This is a genomic window from Pseudoalteromonas sp. P1-9 (genome assembly GCF_001399975.1).
Classification (GTDB): domain Bacteria; phylum Pseudomonadota; class Gammaproteobacteria; order Enterobacterales; family Alteromonadaceae; genus Pseudoalteromonas.
Window position 1 is genome coordinate 203122 of sequence record NZ_LKBD01000001.1, and the last position, 17994, is coordinate 221115.

Here is a 17994-nt window from a genome sequence, read left to right on the forward strand (position 1 = left end):
CAATCTATATATTGAATTGAGTTAAATGGGTAGCTAGACACTCGCTGCATTTTTGATTGCAAGATATAGTTCGTTATACCCAACTTTTTCAGGCTTTAGTGCTTTCAACCTGTTTAGGGTGATAGTCTTTTGTAAGTCTAGAACTTGATTTAGAGTTTCAGTTGGTAATACGTAAAACTCCCATTGCTCAAGATTTAATGGGTTTATCGTGTTTTGCTCTTTGTGCTTTAGAAGACAAAATACATATACATCAGATTGACGAATTATCTCGTTTGATCGTTCATTTGATTCTTGGTTCCAAGCACGTGTCGTGCGAATGTTAAATTGAACTGCTGAGTACTTTTTTTGTTCCCAACTTTGAATGTATGCAGCTGACTTTACTTCTACTTTAATCCCTTCGGTAGTTTTAATATCAAAAGCGTCCCACTCCGTTCTCACGCCTGAGTTTTCTCCCACTGAAGACGCAACAATGTATTCAGCAAGAATGCCCCTCATAGCATTCCCAATAATATCGGATGCTGACCATTGCCAAAATGAAAGTAAGTTAATTGGGAGTTGCAAACTATTATGTTCAAAAGGCTCATCACCGAATTTTCTGTTTACTTTTATAGCTGAAAGAGAATCAATGTCCATTTTACTGTTTCTACTTATTCTTTTTTAGATGAGTATACAGTTTAAAACTTAGTTTGCTATTTTACATTTCAATAGCCAAAGATAACTAAACGCATTTAAAAACGGAGGTTTAGGCAATGGAATCGGCGGGTTTTATAGGTGTTTTACGGTAAATAGGCTTTAAGTTAACCTAAATTGTATGCGCGCTAAACGCAATACAGCTCACTAATTTTAAGCATTTATTAAAGACAATTTCATTCAATTGTTTATTTTGTATATTTTATACGATATAGTCAGGAAATAAAGATTTTATACAATAGGTTATACGATGCAAACAAATAGTACAGATTGGCGTTATACGGTTATGCCTGCCGTATTCACATGGTTAAAAGAGGCTGAAACAGGCGCGCTTGAAATTGATCTAGTTGCAACACAAAAGTATGCAGCAGATATTTTACGTGTTGAAGGTAAAGCTGGCACGCGCATGGGTGGCCTTGTTGGTTCAGGCACGCTAGGTGAAAACAGCTACCTAAGCGCTGAGCAGCGTCTTTCTCTGCTAAGTGCGCTTTCTGAGGTTGCTAAAGAATTTAACGTACCTTTAATTAGTGGTGCCGCGGCAGAAACCAAAGAAGCCCTTGCAACTATTGTTAAAGAGTTGGCTAAAGTGGGTGTAGATACTGTAATGGTAATGCCACCAAAAACTAAAGAAGCCCCTTCTGATGACGAAATGTACGCTTATTACGCGCTTGCAGCAGATGCAGCACGTGAAGCGGGCGTTACGATTATGCCTTACAACAACCCTGATGCAGCCGGTTACCATGCGCTTTCAACCGATATTTTAAGAAAGCTTGCAGCGCTACCAGAAGTAACGGCACTTAAAATCTCAACAACTGACGTATCAGTTATTGAAACGTTAATGCTAGAAAATAAAGATGCAAAAATCTTAGCAGGTGTAGACACAGTAACTGTTCACGCAGGCCTTGCTGGCGCATGCGGTGGCATTACCGGTGTAGGGTGTATCTTCCCGAAAGCAAGTGTCACAATGCAAGAGTATGTAAATGACGGCAACTGGGCTGAAGCGAACAAAATCTCGCAAGCAATGAACTCAATTTCATACCTAGATGCACAGCCACTGCTTTTAGAATACCTAAAATTTGCATTTGGTATTCACCACAATGACGAACAAGGCGGCCTGCGCACATTAGGCACAAAGCTTACGGCAGCGCAAATTGACGATGTTCGTGCACGCTACCTTCTTGCAAAAGAGCGACTTGAAGCACTAGGTTTAGCTGAATAATTTTTTCCGTGTTTTGAAAAGACAAAAGCTCCGATTACGGAGCTTTTTTTGTGGGTTTTTGAATTATTTATTAGTATTTAAATGGATTTAGGTGTGCACAATGCATAGCCTGACCCCAATAATTATTGAAACGTATAACTATTTTGTGGGGATCGTGCAGACTCTGACCCTAGTTTTAAATTCCTGAACAGATTAGCGATTTCCGTAAATAAGTACTTTATTCGAATCCGTAGACTTATAGATTCCTATATTTTTTGACTTGGATGCGAATATTTTAACCGCAGCATCTAACTCTTCTAATGAATTAACCCAAGTAAAACTATCGTTAAAACAAGAAGAAAACTCATATTGGAAAGAGATATTTGATGGATATCCACCAAACTCCAAAATGACATTCCTATTAAAGGGGTCAGGACCACTAACTTTATGCTCTCTGATATAAGAAACACTCGGGTCTTTAGATTTCCAATCCATAAGACACTCTCTCTCGTAAGAATTAGCCAAAATAAATATTCCGTTACTCTTGTTATTGTTATCAGAACCAAAAGTTATAAAAATTAATACAAAATTAAGGATAACTGATATCAAAAAAATTATATTTCGCATATGAACCTTTTATTGCCAAAACCACTTTGCACCGGAAATTGATACCTTACTATCAATCACCGTTCGTGACTCGTAGTTAATTTCAGATGAATAATGAATATAACTATCGTTGATTAAAGTTGTATCTTTATGAACTTCAAACTCATACTCATATAAATCTTCACTAAATTGAACTTGTTTTTTTTATTGCTATTTATAATGCCCTTATTTTCGTGGTTTAAGCATTTTGTTCAGTTATTGTTTTACTGTACAAAGTGCCGCTTAAGGCCGGCGCTTTACTTTTATTTTTAAAGCCAAATCAAGCAAAACTCCCACCTTTCCAAATACACGTTTTGTTACAAATAGTTAACGCGATCAATTCTCATTTAAATGTATTTTTATCCATTAAAATCAGTTGGTTATATCAGTTGACTGAGCTATTTAGATTGTATACCGTTAACGGCTAAAAATTATAATCAAGGAATGTGTGAAGTGCTTGAAGTGAAGAATCTGTATCGCGAGTACGGCAGTGGAGAAACGCGCGTTACCGCGTTAAACAATGTCTCTATCACCATCGATGAAGGGGAGTTCGTCGCCATTATGGGCTCGTCGGGTTCAGGTAAATCAACGCTTATGAATATTTTGGGTTGTTTAGATACGCCAACTAAAGGCGAGTATTTTTTGTCCCAACAATCTATTCAAGATATGTGCGATGAAGACTTATCAAAAATCCGTAATCAGCGTATTGGCTTTATTTTTCAAACCTTTCATTTGTTAACCCGTTTAACCGCACTTGAAAATGTGACTTTGCCGCTTAGGTACAGTGATATATCGCCAGAACAAGCAAAACAAAAAGGGTTGGCGATGCTAGCCAAGGTGGGGCTTGACCACAGGGCGGGGCATAAACCAAATGAAATGTCTGGTGGGCAAAGGCAACGTGTGGCAATCGCCAGAGCCTTAGTGAATGAGCCTAAAGTGATTTTTGCCGATGAACCCACCGGTAACCTAGACAGCAAAACATCCCACGAAATTATGTCGTTGTTATGTGATTTACACGCCCAAGGCCACACCATTGTGATGGTGACCCACGAAGAAGATATTGCCGAGTACGCTAAGCGCATTATTCGCATGAAAGATGGTGTGAAAATAGAGGACAGCGTTCAATGAAAACACTTAAACTCGCCGCACTGCCTTTGATATTCGCAACCGCGTTTGCAACAACACCTTTGACTGCATCGCAAAATATTTTTATTACAGGGGAGATAAAAGCGAGCGACAGCCAAACTTTTTTTGCTCCGCAAAGTGATACATGGCGCATTCAAGTTGAATGGATGCTACCCGAGGGCGAAATAGCCAAACCCGGTGATGTGGTTGTGGTATTTGAGGGCGGCTCAATTGCTAGCACCATTGAGCAAGATGAAGTAAGCCTTAATACCGCTCAAGATGAATTAAAACGCCAACAAAATAAGGGTAAACAAGCAATATTAGAAGCTGAGTTTGCGCTTACTCGTGCTGACTTATTGCTTGAAAAGGCCAAAATTGATGCTGCGGTGCCGAAAAGCCATTTAAGCGCATTTGATTATGAAGAAAACCAGCTAAAGCTAGAGCAAGCGGTGATCCAAAAACATAAAGCCAAAGCGAGTCTTGCTGAGGCAAAAACCACAGCGCAGGTAAATATTCGTAAGCAAGAAATTGAAATAGACCGTTTGCAAATTAACTTAAAAGAAAACCGCGAGCGTTTACAAAAACTTACCCATAAAGCCACCAATCAAGGCCCCATTTTGTATGGTAATCACCCTTGGTATGGCACTAAATTGTTTTCAGGGGTTACCGCGCAGCCTGGTTGGAAAATTGCTGAAATCCCAGCGATGACCGGTCTTTATTTAGAAGCGTGGGTACACGAAATTGATTATAAGCACTTAAAGCAAGAGCAAACAATGTCGCTTACGCTTGATGCGTATCAAGATACGCCACTCACTGCAAAATTAAGCGATATTTCAACACAACCGGAAGAGCGTAAAGAGTGGGGTAAAGATGCCTATTATCGCGCTAAGTTTGAGTTTGACGATACACAGCAGCTAAAAATATTACCGGGTATGACGGGACGTGTTGTGGTGCAAGGAGGCAGCAATGAATAAGTTTAAAGTTGGCTTAGTTGCAAGCCTAATCGCGTTTTCGTTAGCCGGTTGTGGCGATGATGAATTTGATTATCACACCATTGAAAAAACCAGCTTACAGTTGGCTGTGCAAGCCAATGGCGAATTAGAATCAGCACAGCAATCGCTTATTGCACCGCCGTCTATTTCACGTATGTGGCAATACAAGGTGAAGTTTTTAGCGCCTGAGAATAAACAAGTGAAAAAAGGCGAGATGGTTGCATCTTTTGATGATAAACCCGTGCGCGACCGCTTAATTGAAAAAACCAGCGAATATGACCGCGCGGTAAAAGAGCTCGAAAACCAAAAAGCGCAAGAGATTAAAAATCAAGAAGAGTTAAAACTCGCCCTTGCCGAAGCGCAAATGAATTACGATATTGCCAAACGCAAGGCCGATATTAACGATGATTCAATGTCGGATAACGATAAACGCAAGGCACAGATTGATTTTACCATTGCGCAAAATGATCTTGAGCTTGCAAAGAAAAAGCTGACCTTTCAAGATGAAACTAAAGCGCTCAATATTCGCTTAGCTAAAGGTAAAGCCGATCGCTTAAAAGCCGAAGTTGATGCCCTAGAACACGACATTGAAAAGCTGAAAGTAAAAGCACCCATGGATGGCATTGTAATGTATTACACCGATGCCAGTGGCGAAAAGCCTACGGTAGGTGAAAGTGTGCAATTTGGTCAGCCGGTAATTGAATTAGCGGTAATTGAAGATATGCAGGTAAAAGCACAAATTGACGAAGCTGACTTTGGCCGCATTGCACTTAATCAGAATGTTAAAGTGACCATTGATGGCTCTGAGCCGATTATTACATCGGGCAAAATAACCAGTATTGGCAGTGCGTTTCGTGAAAAATCGCCGCAAGATAAACGCCGAATCGTCGACACCTTAATTAAACTCGATAATATCAATGCAGCTGCAATGCGCCCAGGGTTAACCGCCCGCGTAGAGATTGCGACCGATAAAATTGACGATGTATTGATTGTGCCTGTAAGCGCATTGCATAGCGACCAATCAAGCGCGTATGTAATTGAAAAAAATGGTGATAAAACCCCTGTTACGGTAGGTAATATTAGTAATGGTTTTGCGGTAATAAAAAGCGGTATTGAACAAGGAGAGGTAGTGCGTTTATGAAGTATTTAGCTATTGTTGTAAGCGTGATTTTATTAACCGCGTGCTCAAAACCCGATGACGTAGCCGCCGAGCTTACGTTCACGGTGCAAAAAGCCCCGTTTAAAAATTATGTAGAGGCAAAAGGCGAGCTAATTGCCGCCAATGAAACCGTGATTAGCACCCCTGCATCATCGCGTGGGCCGCAAACGCTGGCGTGGTTAATGCCTGAATACTCTCAAGTTAAAAAAGGTGAAGTGATTGCACGGTTTGATGGTCGTGTAATGATTAAGCAAAAGCGCGAGAGTGATTTTTCAAACCAAAAAGTATCGCAAGATTTATCGGGTAAAAATACCGAAATCGACACGCGCAGAAAACACTTAGGGCTTGATATGGAAATTGTTGAAGAAGAAAAGCAATTTGCTGAAAATTTCTCTATCGACGATGACCGTATTATCTCGAAACTTGAGATTTTAGAGCAAGCGCAAAAGGTCGACTATTTAAATGCCAAAACGGCCTATTTTAATTGGCAGTCTGATCAGTTTAATAGCAGCGCGCAAGGCGAGCTAGACCTCTTAAGCATGCAAAGTCAGCAGCATCAAAGCAAAATTAATATGCTCGATGGCAATTTGTCGTCGTTAGAGGTGGTTGCCCCGCACGATGGCTTGCTTACACACAGTGTAAACTGGCATGGTGAAAAGCCAAGAGCAGGGCAAACTTTATGGCCGGGCCAAAAAATTGCGGGCTTGCCTGATACCTCGGTTATGCAAATCAAGTTGTTTGTAAAAGAGCGCGAAGCGATTAATTTAAAGCAAGATCAAGCAATTGAGTTTTCGCTTATTTCAACACCCAATAAAATCTTTACTGGCAAAATAAGTAAGCTTGCACCGTTTCCTAAATCAATTAAGCGACAAGATCCGCAAAAGTATTACGAGATCACCGCCAGTATTGATGAGCAAGGCGACTACTTACGACCGGGTTTAAAAGTGGTGGCAAATATAGTGGCGGATCAGTCAGCCGAAAAGCTAATCGTACCAAAATTTAGCGTATTTGCTGACGAAGAAGGCGCGTATGTGCAACTTAAAACGGCATCGGGTTACAGCAAAGCGCCAGTTACCTTAGGTGCAAGTAATTTAAGCCATGTTGAAATTGTAAAGGGCCTTTCCAAAGGTGATGTAATTGCGCTAGTTGAGCAGGAGGGCAAGCTATGAATTTAGTCGGATTATTTAAAGATGCCGCAGTGCAATTGCAGCAGCATAAAATGCGCACTTTTTTAACTTTGCTCGGTATGATCTTTGGTGTAGGTGCGGTAATTGCCATGTTGAACATTGGTGAAGGTGCACAGCGTGAAGCACTGAAAATGATTGATTCAATGGGCCTTAATAACGTAATTGTAGAAGCTAAAGACTTTGAAGAGGATGAACTTAGAGAGCAGCGTAAGCACTCGGACGGGTTATCGCTTAATGATGGCAAAGTTGCAGTTGAAGCCTTGCCGTTTATTACAGATTTTGCCGCTGAAAAAGTGGTTGAAACCTACCATGTGTTTAGTGAATACGCCAAATTTGATGGCCAAGCAGTAGGTGTAAGTGAAAACTACTTTGAGCTTGCACATTTTGATTTAAGTGCCGGGCGCTTGCTTAATCAGCAAGATGGTCAGCACTTTTCGCAAGTGGCGCTACTTGGTGCAAATACCGCGCGTACTTTGTTCCCGCTTGGCAATGCGGTGGGAAAATCAGTCAAAATTAACCATTTGTGGTTTGAAGTGGTAGGTATTCTTGAAGCGCCATTTTTAAAGAAAAAAGAGTTTCAGGGCGTTAAATTAGGCGATGAACAAAATCAGATTTTTATTCCGCTTAAAACCGCGATTCACCGTTTTAAAAGCGAATTACTCGACCCCGAAATTACTCGCATTAAACTTGCTACCGAACCGGGTTTTAGCCCTGTGATGGCGGCGCAAGCGATTGATGCTTTAGTGAAAGGGCGTCATAACGATGTTGATGACTATAAGCTAATTGTGCCTGCCGCGTTATTGGCGCAGCAAAAGCAAACCCAGCAAATTTTTAATATTGTAATGTCGTGTGTAGCCGGAATTTCGCTGCTGGTGGGCGGTATTGGCATTATGAACATAATGCTAGCCACTGTGCTTGAGCGCACTAAAGAAATCGGTTTATTGCGCGCCATTGGCGCAACGCAAAAGAATATTCAAGTGCAGTTTATTACCGAGAGTTTCACCATTTCCATTTTAGGTGGCTTACTGGGTGTATTCTTTGGTATTGCACTGTCAGAGCTGATTGCTTTTTACTCTCAATGGGCGGTGTCGTGGTCGCTAAGCGCAATAGTGTTATCGTTTAGCATTTGTGCGTTGGTAGGTCTTGTTTTTGGTGTTTACCCCGCGATTAAGGCATCTAAGCTTGATCCGATTGACGCACTGCAAAGTGACTGATATTGCAATATAAAAAGGGTTAGCGCTATGCTAACCCCTTTGTTGGGTTGTAATTATGTTTGATAGGGTCAAACAATTACGGTGCAAGTTAGTTGCTAATTACTTAAAGATACATATTGCTCAGAGAGAATAGGCGCTGCTGAGTCATGCAGCTTCTCAGACAAGTCATCGTTGTCTTGCTCGGCCACAAAATTAAGTAAGCAACTGCTGTAATTACTTTTTACTTTGGCAAGTTTGTCGCCGTTTTCTTTACGAAGTAGTACCACTTCACCAGCTGAAAAATCACCAATCACATTCACCAAATCTTGCGGCGTAATGAGATCGTCGCTTTGTTTTTGCATCGCAAATGTGTCTTCAACAACCAATTCACCTTGTGCTTTGGTGGTGTGTTTCATCCAGTGACTTTGGTCTTGCATCGGTGTTTCGATGGCGTGGAACAAGGTGCCTGGGTTACCGCCTTGTAATAACGTATTAAACGTCGCTTCACTAAAGCCGTTAACAATGTATGTATTAATACCGTGTGAAACTGCTTTTTCAGCTGCTTGTACTTTGGTTTTCATACCGCCAGTACCTACATCGCTGGTTGCACCGCCTGCCATTGCGTAAATTTCAGGATCAATACGCATTACATCAGGAATCAGCGTTGCGCTTTTGTCCTCATGAGGATTAGCGGTATAAAGCCCGTCGATATCAGAGCAAATAATCAATGCATCGGCGTAAGCGGCACTGGCCACCATTGCTGATAAATTGTCGTTATCACCCACTTTTAGCTTGTCGGTGGTTACTGTATCGTTTTCATTTACGATTGGCAGAATATCGTTATGTAATAACGCAGTCAGCGTATCGCGCACACTTTCAAAGCGGTCGCGATTGCGTAAATCGGCATGGGTAAGCAGTACTTGGGCTGTATTAAAATCAAATAATCTATCCCAAGTTGCCATCATTTCTGACTGACCTGCTGCCGCCATGGCTTTTTTCACTGTCATTGACGAGTTGTCGACGTTATTAAATAAGTGCGCGCCTGCGGCGACCGAGCCCGATGATACTAATACCACCTGAATACCCGATGCACGGCAACGTACAATAAAATTTGCGATACTTAATAAATACTGGCTACTGCATCCATCGCGGTGAGGCGCAATTAATGCGCTTCCCACTTTAATCACAATCCGTTTCCAGCCGATATTTTTAAGATTTTGTTGCATAAATTAAGCCTCTTGGAGCTTGGCGTTTGTTGCGTCGAACCATTTGATAGCTTGCTGGTCTGGCTGCTGCGTGTTCAGGCTAACGAGTACGATTGCCAGTGAACTTGCTACAAAACCTGGTAGTAACTCGTAAAAGTAAACACTTAAGGTTTCGCCATTTTCGAGTAGCGGTACGTATGCCCAAAGTAGTACGGTGAGTGAACCAACAACTACACCGGCTACTGCGCCGCTGTGCGTTAGCTTTTTCCACCACAAACTAAAGATTACCAGTGGGCCAAATGCTGCGCCAAAACCGGCCCATGCGTTTGATACTAAATTAAGTACGCTGCTATTGCTGTCTAGCGCAATAAGTGATGCCACAACGGCAACCACGAGCACGCACACGCGGCTAATCATGAGCAGTTCGTTACTGCTTGGCTGACGCTTCGCATAGCTTTTGTAAATATCTTCTACCAGTGAGCTCGACGACACTAATAGCTGTGACGAAATGGTGCTCATAATGGCAGCTAAAATTGCTGCAAGCAGCCAACCTGCTACAAATGGGTGGAACAAAAACTGCGATAGAAAGATAAAAATGGTTTCGGGATCAGATACTGATTGCTCGCTATTGGCGATAAAGCTTGCACCAACAAGGCCTGTTACTAGCGCACCAATAATCGAAATCGTCATCCACGATAAACCGATTTTGCGTGCTTTGGCTAAGTTTTCATGGCTATCAATTGCCATAAAGCGCACGATAATGTGTGGCTGACCAAAGTAACCAAGGCCCCATGTCATTAAGCTGATTGCGGCAAGCAATTCAACATTGCCAAAATCAAACGACATTGATTGGGTGAAGTTACTGGCAGCTTTAGCATCAAAGTTACTGAAGGTCACCATAGGTACGGCAATCAGCGCAATGAGCATGATTACGCCCTGAATAAAGTCACTTAAACTGACCGCAAGGAAACCGCCAAGCACAGTGTAAATCACGACAATGCTTACGGTAGCAACAATGCCAATGGTGTAATCAATATTAAATGCTGATTCAAACAATTTACCACCGGCGACTAAGCCAGACGCGGTATAAACCGTAAAAAATACAATAATAACAATCGACGCAATGAGTCTTACGCTGCCTTTTTCAAGAGCGAAGCGCTTTGAAAAGAACTCAGGAATTGTCAGCGCATCATCTGCAAGTTCTGTGAATACGCGAAGCTTAGGCGCAACTATGTGATAGTTCACGTACGCACCTAACACTAGGCCAACTGCAAGCCAAATACTGCCTAATCCACTAACATAAGCGGCACCTGGTAGACCCATTAGCATCCAGCCACTCATATCTGAGGCACCAGCTGATAATGCGGTCACTTTGGCGCTGACATTGCGCCCACCGAGCAAATATTCACCGTTATCTGATGTGGATTTTTTCATGGCATAAACGCCAATGAAAATTAGCAGGGCGAAATATAATAAAATAGAAAAAGTCGCGTAATCGAACATTTTATTTCAGTACTAATTAATTATGTTATTTGCTTTGAGAATTTGCGTAGCGCCCTTGTGAGTCACCTGAGATTCGCTTTTTAGCAAGAGAACCCGCGGCTAATAAGTAACTTACAGCGGCGATAAATTTAAAAGAAAGGTACCCAAAAAGATCCGTTTTAGTACTCATGATATTTACCTCATATGGTTAAAATTGATTACAATTCTAATTATTTGAGCTCTAATTTCAAGTGAATAAAACTTGATCAACACAGGAAGTGTGTTTAAGTATTTGTTTATATTGATCTAATTTATTTTTAACGTTTTTATGATTTATTTAGATTTAGTTAGATAAACAAATATTAATTTGAAGTCGAAGCAAATAAGGCTCAATCGGTGAAATAAATTGGCCTGTTTTCTGGTTTATACCGTATAGACGGTGCATTTATGCCAATCGGCTACACTCTTTTAGTTATGTTTGCATTTTCAGCGATTGGTATGGATGTGAACTTTATCGTGGTTTATTAAAGTTAAGGGGCACATTTGAAAACACTTATTCAATTTTTATCTTGGTCTGGCTTGGTGTTGTCTGCCAATTTAGTTGCACAGGAAAAAGTCACTGCGCAGCAATTTGTCGACTTGCAAGAAGGCAATAAGCCGTTTGCTGGTTTTCGCCGTGCGCATGCGAAAGGTGCGTGTGTAACAGGCGAGTTTGTCGCTAATGGCGCACTTGCACCCTACACAAAAGCAAGCTTGTTTGAAGCTGGTACGACTGCTTTTGTTGGTCGCTTTTCAATTGCGGGTAGTAATCCAACAGCGCCAGATTTAAAAGCGCCAGTGCGCAGCCTAGCGTTGAGTTTTAATTTAAGCAGCACTGAGCAGTGGCGTATTGCCATGAATACACCGCCTGCGATGGCGGTCACTAATGCACATGATTTTTATCAGCAAATTGTGGCAATTAAGCAAGGACCTACTGCGATTAAAGCATTTTTTAATGAGCATCCTGAAAGTAAAGACTTTTTAAATTGGAAAGCCAGCTACACACCGTCTTCGAGTTTTGCTCTTGAGCAATACAACAGCATAAATGCGTTCTATTTGATTGATAATCAAAGCAATAAACACGCTGTTAGGTGGCATGTTATGCCTAGCGATAACACACCAAATACTCTTGCAAATAGTAATAACGCGCTGTTTGATGAGTTGGCAAACCGTTTAGCAGGTGGGCCTGTATCCTTTAATTGGGTATTTACTTTAGCCAGTACTGACGATGATGAAACTAATCCTGCGGTAATTTGGCCAAGCTCACGCGAACAGATATCTGCGGGAGTGCTCAAGATTAAAACTATCGATGCCAGCGAAGATGCGCGCTGCCACGACATAAACTTTGATCCGCTAACTTTACCAACAGGCGTTGTCGCGACTCAAGATCCCATCTTGAATGCGCGCTCTGCTGCATATGCAGAGTCTTATCGTCGCAGAGCGAAAGAAAAACTGCTGGAGGCGCTGCAATGATTGCTAAACACAGCTTAAGTTTAAGACTATTACACTGGGTAATGGCGATGATGTTCGTATCGTTGTTTGCTGCAGGTTTAACTATGGTTAGTTCACTTGAACCATGGCAACCCAGTTTACTGGCGCTACATAAGGCGTTTGGCTTAGTTGCTTTAGTATTATTTGTGCTGCGTGTGTGCACCAAATTTAGCTCAACGCCGGTAACTAAGAGCGGTGATGAATCTAAGTTGCAGAAAATGGCAGCAAGCGGTGTGCATTTTCTACTTTATTGCCTGATGTGTGCAGTGCCACTAACGGGCATTTTGTCGCAGTATTTTGCCAGTAAGCCAATCTCGTTTTTTGGCATAGTGAGCATTGGCGTGAAAAGCGAACCAAACATTGTGCTTTATGGCCTGTTTCGTGAATTACACAGCTTATTTATTACTGTTTTTGCCTTGCTAATTTTGATGCATGTCGCGGGTGCGCTGTATCATCACTTTATTAAAAAGGACGATACTTTAAAACGCATGCTTTAATGTTTATTGTTTTTTTACATGGCGACGTTATCGACAATAAAAAGCGAGTTGGGAAACCCTAACTCGCTTTTTAATTTTGCTTTTAATCAGCTAGCAAGGTGTTAATTTACTTTCACTTTGCGATAGCTTAGGCGGTAAAAAATGCTATAGAACACAGGCACGGCAATCAGTGTGAGCAAGGTTGCAAATGCTAAACCTCCCATAATGGTTACCGACATATCGGCGAAGAACGCATCGCTTAAAAGCGGCGCCATACCTAAAATGGTGGTAATCGCAGCCAGCGCAACAGGGCGTAAACGTGACGCGCTGGCCGATAAAATAGCTTCGTTTGGTACGCTGCCTTCTTTAATTTGCAGATCAATTTCTTCAAGTAAAACAATGGCATTTTTAATTAACATGCCAAATAAACTTAAGAAACCCAGCAGTGACATAAAGCCAAACGGCATATCGGTAACAAGTAAACCAGTTACAACGCCTACTGCAGCCATTGGCACAACTAACCAAATAATCAGTGGCTGACGCACGCGGCCAAATAACACAATTGAAATCAACAGCATCACTAAAAAGCCCGCAGGCAAGCCTGTACCAAGTGCTTTTTGTGCATCGCGTGATGACTCGTATTCACCACCCCATTCTAGGCTATAGCCAGCAGGTAGTTGCATTGCTTCAATTTGCGGTTTGATACGTGCAAATGCTTTACCTGCGGTTTCATCAAAGCCTGGGTCGGCAAGTACAGTAATGGTTCTTACGCGGTCGCGACGGTGAATTTGAGTCTCTTCGTTTTCCAGTTTTAAGCCCGTTGATACTTGCCTAAATGGAATGTATTTACGCTGTGATGAACTCCACACTAAGCTGTTTTCTATTGCTTCGGTTTCCGATTGGCCTGAGCTTGCAACTTTGGCGGTAATGGCATAGCTGTAATCACCATCTTGCAAGCGGCCAAGTTCCAGCCCCGTTGATGCATATTGAATAGTTTGTGCAAAATCATTACGTGAAACCGCTGCAATGCCCGCGTTAACCGAATCATAATGGGTATTTAACACTAAGCCTTTTTCACGCCAATCATGGCGAATATCGCGAATTTTGCCATCGTTTAGCATAATGTTTTCAGCTTCACGGGCTAACTGGCGTAGTACTTCAGAATCTGGGCCTGAGAATCGCGCTGCTAATTTAGCACCGCCACCTGGGCCAAACTGCATGCGTTCGGTATAAAAATCGGCGTTGAGATCGATATCTGGCATCAGCTTAGTTAACTGCTGAATCACACCGTCAATTTCATCGCGCTGGTGGGTGCGTGCCAAGAAAAAGCCGTAACTTTCGTTTGGTTGTTGTGGCGCATAAGTTAAGGTAAAGCGATCTGCACCACGGCCAACAAAGCTGGTTACTGACTTTATTTCATCAAAGTGCAGCAGCATTTTTTCGGTATCGGCTACTTTTTTGGTGGTTTCGCGAATATCTTGCCCTTGTGGCCCCCAATAATGCACAAAGAAAATAGGTGCATTTGAAGGCGGGAAGAAACCTTGTTTCACTAAACCAAAACTGGCGTAGGCAACAAAAGTAATAGCAAACAGTACCGCAACCGTAATCCATCTTAATTTAAGTGCGCTGTGCAGTAGGGCGATATAACCACGGTAAAATGCACTGTGGCCAGATTGTGTATCAGATTGCTGCTCCACTTTATAAAAGTATTTACCAAATAGCGGCACTACGGTGATTGCTAATACCCAGCTGAGCATGAGTGAAATTAACACCACCGCAAATAGCGAGTAAAGAAACTCACCCGTTGCGTCGTCTGATAAACCAATGCCCGAGAAGGCAGCGATTCCGATTACTGTTGCACCTAATAATGGCCATTGCGTACGTTTTACAATAAAGCTTGCGGCTTCAAGCGCTTTTTTGCCTTGTTTCATGCGCAGCATCATACCTTCGGCAACTACAATGGCATTATCAACCAGCATCCCCATAGCAATTACCATAGCGCCCAGCGAAATACGCTGTAACTGCAAACCCATCAGCCACATAATTAATACGGTGCCCATTACTGTAATTAACAATACCGAGCCAACCACGACGCCTGAGCGCCAGCCCATAAATACCATTAGCGTTAAGGTTACAACAATCACCGACATGATTAGATTATTAATAAACCCTTTTACAGATTCATCAACAATATTGGCTTGGTCGTAAATTGGGGTCAGTGTGATGCCTGCAGGCAGCTCGTTTAATAAGTCGGCCACTTTAGCATTCACGCGCTTGCCCACTTCAACAATGTTGACATCGTTTAACGCCGATACGGCAAGGGTAATTGCTTCGTTACCTTGGTAGCGAATAAGCGTAGGCTGGATATCGAGCGGTTCAAATTTAAGCTCAGCAATATCACGAATTTTAAATGATTGGTTAGTACCCGGTACAACAATTGTTAGGTTATAAATTTCTTCAATTTGATCTAGCGGGTTTTCAACAATTAAGCGCAGGCTGCGGCCTTCTAATTGAATACGACCGCCATTAAATGGTTTTAAATTTTCTTCAAGTAGTGCGGTGATCTCTGGAAATGAAATACCTAAGCCCGACAACTGATATGGGTTAATGTAAGCCACCAATTGCTCTTGTTGTACACCACTGACTTGCACTTTGGCAACGCCTTCGGTGATGAGTAAATCGCGGCGAATAATGCGGGCAAATTCACGTAACTCTTGCGGGCTAAATTCAGGCGCACTGAGCGCGTAATACATGCCGTAAACATCACCAAAGTCATCGTAAACCGTTGGTGCGTGGCTACCTGATGGCAAAATGCTGGTGACATCGCGCAGTCGTTTTCTCAGCTCATCCCATATTTGCGGTAACTCGTTTGAGTCGAAGTTTGGTTTTACTTCAACGGTAATTTCCGACAAACCGGGCTTTGAAATAGACGTTAGCTGTTTAAGTTGCGGCATTTGTTGCAGCGCAATTTCAAGTTGTTCGGTGACTTCGCGCTCAACTTTTTGCGCACTAGCGCCCGGAAACTGGGTTACAACTTGCACTTGCTTAATGGTAAATGCCGGGTCTTCTAAGCGACCAATGTTACTTAAACCAAGGATGCCACCAATTAATAATACAATCACCAGCAGCCATATATTGACTGGGTTTTTAATTGAATAACGAGCGATATCCACAGTTATAGCTCCGCTTTATAGGGTTTTACAATCATGCCTTCGCGCATTTGTGCGGCGCCTGCGGCTACTATTAAATCACCTTCGGTAATACCACTTTTAATGGCTGCAAAACGGGTTTTAACCGATAACACATCGACGTTTGTCTTGCTTACTTGTGCTGTGTCGCGATTGAATTTCCAAACATGAAAACCCTCGCTATCATTACCTTGTAAAGCGTTAAATGGCACCAGTAAATGTTGCTCGTCGCTCTGATTTTCAAGGCTTACTTGTACAACCGCACGGGCACCTGGGGTTAAATTGGTATCATTGGCTTGTGCGGCAAATACCACCTTGTATGTTTGTGTAATTGGGTCGGGCTGAGTGGCATGCTCAATGTATTCTAATTGGTAAATTTTATCGGGCGCCGAAATAATATGTGCATTAGCGCCAACTAACGAACCCTCTTTGTATTTACTTACTAAACGCTCCGGTACATTCACATTAAAGTAATAGCGCGAAACATCTTGTAGGCGAGCCACAATATCGCCGGCTTGTACGTAGTTTCCTTTTTCAGCGAAACGTTCTGAGATCTGCGCGTTAAATGGCGCGAGTAAGGTGGTGTAACTGAGATCTTTTTCAGCGCGTTTAAGCGCGATATCGGCCAGTTCAAAGTTGGTTTTTGCGTTATCTAACTGACTTTGAGATACCAAACCGTTTTTTGCCGTTGCTTCAATACGTTCTAAATCTCGTGTTGCCTGACTTAAGCGAGCTTCGGCTTCTTGCACGCGTTGTTTAAACGGGGTTGGGTCTATTTGTGCAAGCAGTTGACCTTGGTTTGCCAGCGTACCTGTCATTAACTGTGTTTGGATTAAACGACCAGATACTTCAAAACTTAAATCGACGGTTTTTACTGCCGACACTTCTGCAGGGAAAGTACGGTTAACTAATTTGGCGTTGCTTACAGCTGGTACTAGCTTCACGGCTTGTACTTTTTCTACAGTAAGTTGTTCGGCAGGGGCGTCGGAACACGCTTGCAAAAACAAAGTTAACAGTGAAAGTGCGACTAATTTTACACGGGTCGCAGAGGTAAAAAAGTGAGTTTTCATAGTCATTGTTGCTTAGTCGTCAAAGTTTAATAAAACGAACTTGATTTTATCTTTATGATTTTTAAAGCATTTAAAACCTAAAATAGAAAACCGTTAACGGCTAAAGACGCTTCAGTACAATCATTGATCAAGTAAACTGTACGGTGTAGTTTACTGGTCGCAATTGAAAAGTAAACCAATTAGTGTAAAAATAATTTCCAACTTTTCTAAGAGACCAAATCATGAGCGAAGCCAAAATCAGCCGCAGTATGCAAAAACGCCAAGCGATTATTGATGGCGCAAAAACGGCATTCCAGCAATATGGTGTAAGCGACACCAGCATGGATAAAATTGCCGAAACTGCGCAAGTATCAAAGCGTACTGTTTACAATCACTTTGAAAGTAAAGAGATTTTGGTAACTCACATTATTCGTGATATTTGGAGTCAGAATATTCTGACGTATGAGTTTGAATACGATAAAAATCGAGATTTGCGCAGTCAGCTGAGCGAGTTGATTGCCAACGAACTTCAGTTTATGTGCGATCAAGGCACACTTGATTTAATTCGCGTGGCGATGGGTCACTGCTTATTTAACCCAGAGATGTCTAATGGTGAGTTGCGTGAGTTCTTTGAACAAGAAACAACGCTTATTCGTTGGCTTAGACATGCTATGGAAGATGGAAAATTTCGTAAAAAAGACCCGTATCTAGTATCTGAGCAATTACTAGGTTTGTTAAAAGGGCAAGCTTTTTGGCCGCAGGTGTTACATTTTGATGAGCGATTGACTGAAGCGCAAATGCGCGAGCTAACAAATGATACTTTGGACTTGTTTTTAAGCTACTACGAAATTTAATTGGGTTAACGCGGTTTTGGC

16 protein-coding genes are annotated in these 17994 nt (G+C 42.1%); 9 read left to right on the plus strand and 7 right to left on the minus strand.

Annotation, left to right across the window (positions count from 1 at the left end):
* Nucleotides 1-33: 33 nt before the first annotated feature.
* Nucleotides 34-633: a hypothetical protein gene (locus tag AN214_RS00940; protein ID WP_054978010.1), complete on the minus strand. Its 600-nt coding sequence runs from the start codon at nucleotides 631-633 to the stop codon at nucleotides 34-36.
* Between the two features lie 307 nt (nucleotides 634-940).
* Here AN214_RS00940 and AN214_RS00945 point away from each other — a divergent pair, with 307 nt between their 5' ends.
* On the plus strand, nucleotides 941-1909 hold the full coding sequence (locus AN214_RS00945; RefSeq protein WP_054978011.1) for a dihydrodipicolinate synthase family protein: 969 nt from the start codon (nucleotides 941-943) through the stop codon (nucleotides 1907-1909).
* A gap of 192 nt (nucleotides 1910-2101) precedes the next feature.
* Here AN214_RS00945 and AN214_RS00950 read toward each other — a convergent pair whose 3' ends face one another.
* Entirely contained in the window at nucleotides 2102-2383 is a 282-nt protein-coding gene (locus AN214_RS00950) for a hypothetical protein (protein ID WP_152960686.1), read from the minus strand.
* Between the two features lie 603 nt (nucleotides 2384-2986).
* On the opposite strand from AN214_RS00950, the gene AN214_RS00955 reads away from it, so the two are divergent.
* The 5 genes from AN214_RS00955 to AN214_RS00975 are packed head-to-tail and all read left to right on the plus strand — an operon-like array spanning nucleotide 2987 to nucleotide 8210.
* Nucleotides 2987-3661 (plus strand): ABC transporter ATP-binding protein, encoded by a 675-nt coding sequence (locus AN214_RS00955; protein ID WP_054978086.1) that lies wholly within the window; start codon nucleotides 2987-2989, stop codon nucleotides 3659-3661.
* Nucleotides 3658-4632 (plus strand): HlyD family secretion protein, encoded by a 975-nt coding sequence (locus tag AN214_RS00960; RefSeq protein ID WP_082428445.1) that lies wholly within the window; start codon nucleotides 3658-3660, stop codon nucleotides 4630-4632. Before AN214_RS00955 ends, AN214_RS00960 begins: the two co-directional genes overlap by 4 nt.
* Nucleotides 4625-5791 (plus strand): efflux RND transporter periplasmic adaptor subunit, encoded by a 1167-nt coding sequence (locus tag AN214_RS00965; protein WP_054978013.1) that lies wholly within the window; start codon nucleotides 4625-4627, stop codon nucleotides 5789-5791. Before AN214_RS00960 ends, AN214_RS00965 begins: the two co-directional genes overlap by 8 nt.
* The gene (locus AN214_RS00970; RefSeq protein WP_054978014.1) at nucleotides 5788-6978 is read left to right on the plus strand and encodes an efflux RND transporter periplasmic adaptor subunit; all 1191 of its coding nucleotides are present in this window, start codon (nucleotides 5788-5790) and stop codon (nucleotides 6976-6978) included. The genes AN214_RS00965 and AN214_RS00970 overlap by 4 nt, the downstream gene beginning before the upstream one ends.
* Entirely contained in the window at nucleotides 6975-8210 is a 1236-nt protein-coding gene (locus AN214_RS00975) for an ABC transporter permease (protein WP_054978015.1), read from the plus strand. The genes AN214_RS00970 and AN214_RS00975 overlap by 4 nt, the downstream gene beginning before the upstream one ends.
* A 95-nt stretch (nucleotides 8211-8305) precedes the next feature.
* Here the strand turns inward: AN214_RS00975 and proB are convergent, their stop codons facing one another.
* From proB to AN214_RS22630, 3 genes are read right to left on the minus strand one after another with little or no spacing between them, the layout of a single operon-like run.
* Nucleotides 8306-9415: a glutamate 5-kinase gene (gene proB / locus AN214_RS00980; RefSeq protein WP_054978016.1), complete on the minus strand. Its 1110-nt coding sequence runs from the start codon at nucleotides 9413-9415 to the stop codon at nucleotides 8306-8308.
* 3 nt (nucleotides 9416-9418) lie between these two features.
* Nucleotides 9419-10897 carry a sodium/proline symporter PutP gene (gene putP / locus AN214_RS00985; protein WP_054978017.1) on the minus strand — a complete coding sequence of 493 codons (1479 nt, stop codon included), beginning with the start codon at nucleotides 10895-10897 and terminating at the stop codon, nucleotides 9419-9421.
* Between the two features lie 25 nt (nucleotides 10898-10922).
* The gene (locus AN214_RS22630; protein WP_161805647.1) at nucleotides 10923-11066 is read right to left on the minus strand and encodes a hypothetical protein; all 144 of its coding nucleotides are present in this window, start codon (nucleotides 11064-11066) and stop codon (nucleotides 10923-10925) included.
* Nucleotides 11067-11419: 353 nt separating this feature from the next.
* Here AN214_RS22630 and AN214_RS00990 point away from each other — a divergent pair, with 353 nt between their 5' ends.
* Both AN214_RS00990 and AN214_RS00995 read left to right on the plus strand, forming a co-directional pair.
* Nucleotides 11420-12388, plus strand: coding sequence for a catalase family peroxidase (locus tag AN214_RS00990; protein WP_054978018.1), 969 nt, complete (start codon nucleotides 11420-11422; stop codon nucleotides 12386-12388).
* Nucleotides 12385-12903, plus strand: a complete 519-nt coding sequence (locus AN214_RS00995) for a cytochrome b (protein WP_054978019.1) — start codon at nucleotides 12385-12387, stop codon at nucleotides 12901-12903. The genes AN214_RS00990 and AN214_RS00995 overlap by 4 nt, the downstream gene beginning before the upstream one ends.
* A 101-nt stretch (nucleotides 12904-13004) precedes the next feature.
* Here the strand turns inward: AN214_RS00995 and AN214_RS01000 are convergent, their stop codons facing one another.
* Both AN214_RS01000 and AN214_RS01005 read right to left on the minus strand, forming a co-directional pair.
* Nucleotides 13005-16055: an efflux RND transporter permease subunit gene (locus AN214_RS01000; protein WP_054978020.1), complete on the minus strand. Its 3051-nt coding sequence runs from the start codon at nucleotides 16053-16055 to the stop codon at nucleotides 13005-13007.
* 2 nt (nucleotides 16056-16057) lie between these two features.
* Nucleotides 16058-17140 (minus strand): efflux RND transporter periplasmic adaptor subunit, encoded by a 1083-nt coding sequence (locus AN214_RS01005; protein ID WP_054978021.1) that lies wholly within the window; start codon nucleotides 17138-17140, stop codon nucleotides 16058-16060.
* Nucleotides 17141-17361: 221 nt separating this feature from the next.
* On the opposite strand from AN214_RS01005, the gene AN214_RS01010 reads away from it, so the two are divergent.
* On the plus strand, nucleotides 17362-17973 hold the full coding sequence (locus tag AN214_RS01010) for a TetR/AcrR family transcriptional regulator C-terminal domain-containing protein (RefSeq protein ID WP_054978022.1): 612 nt from the start codon (nucleotides 17362-17364) through the stop codon (nucleotides 17971-17973).
* Nucleotides 17974-17994 lie beyond the last annotated feature (21 nt).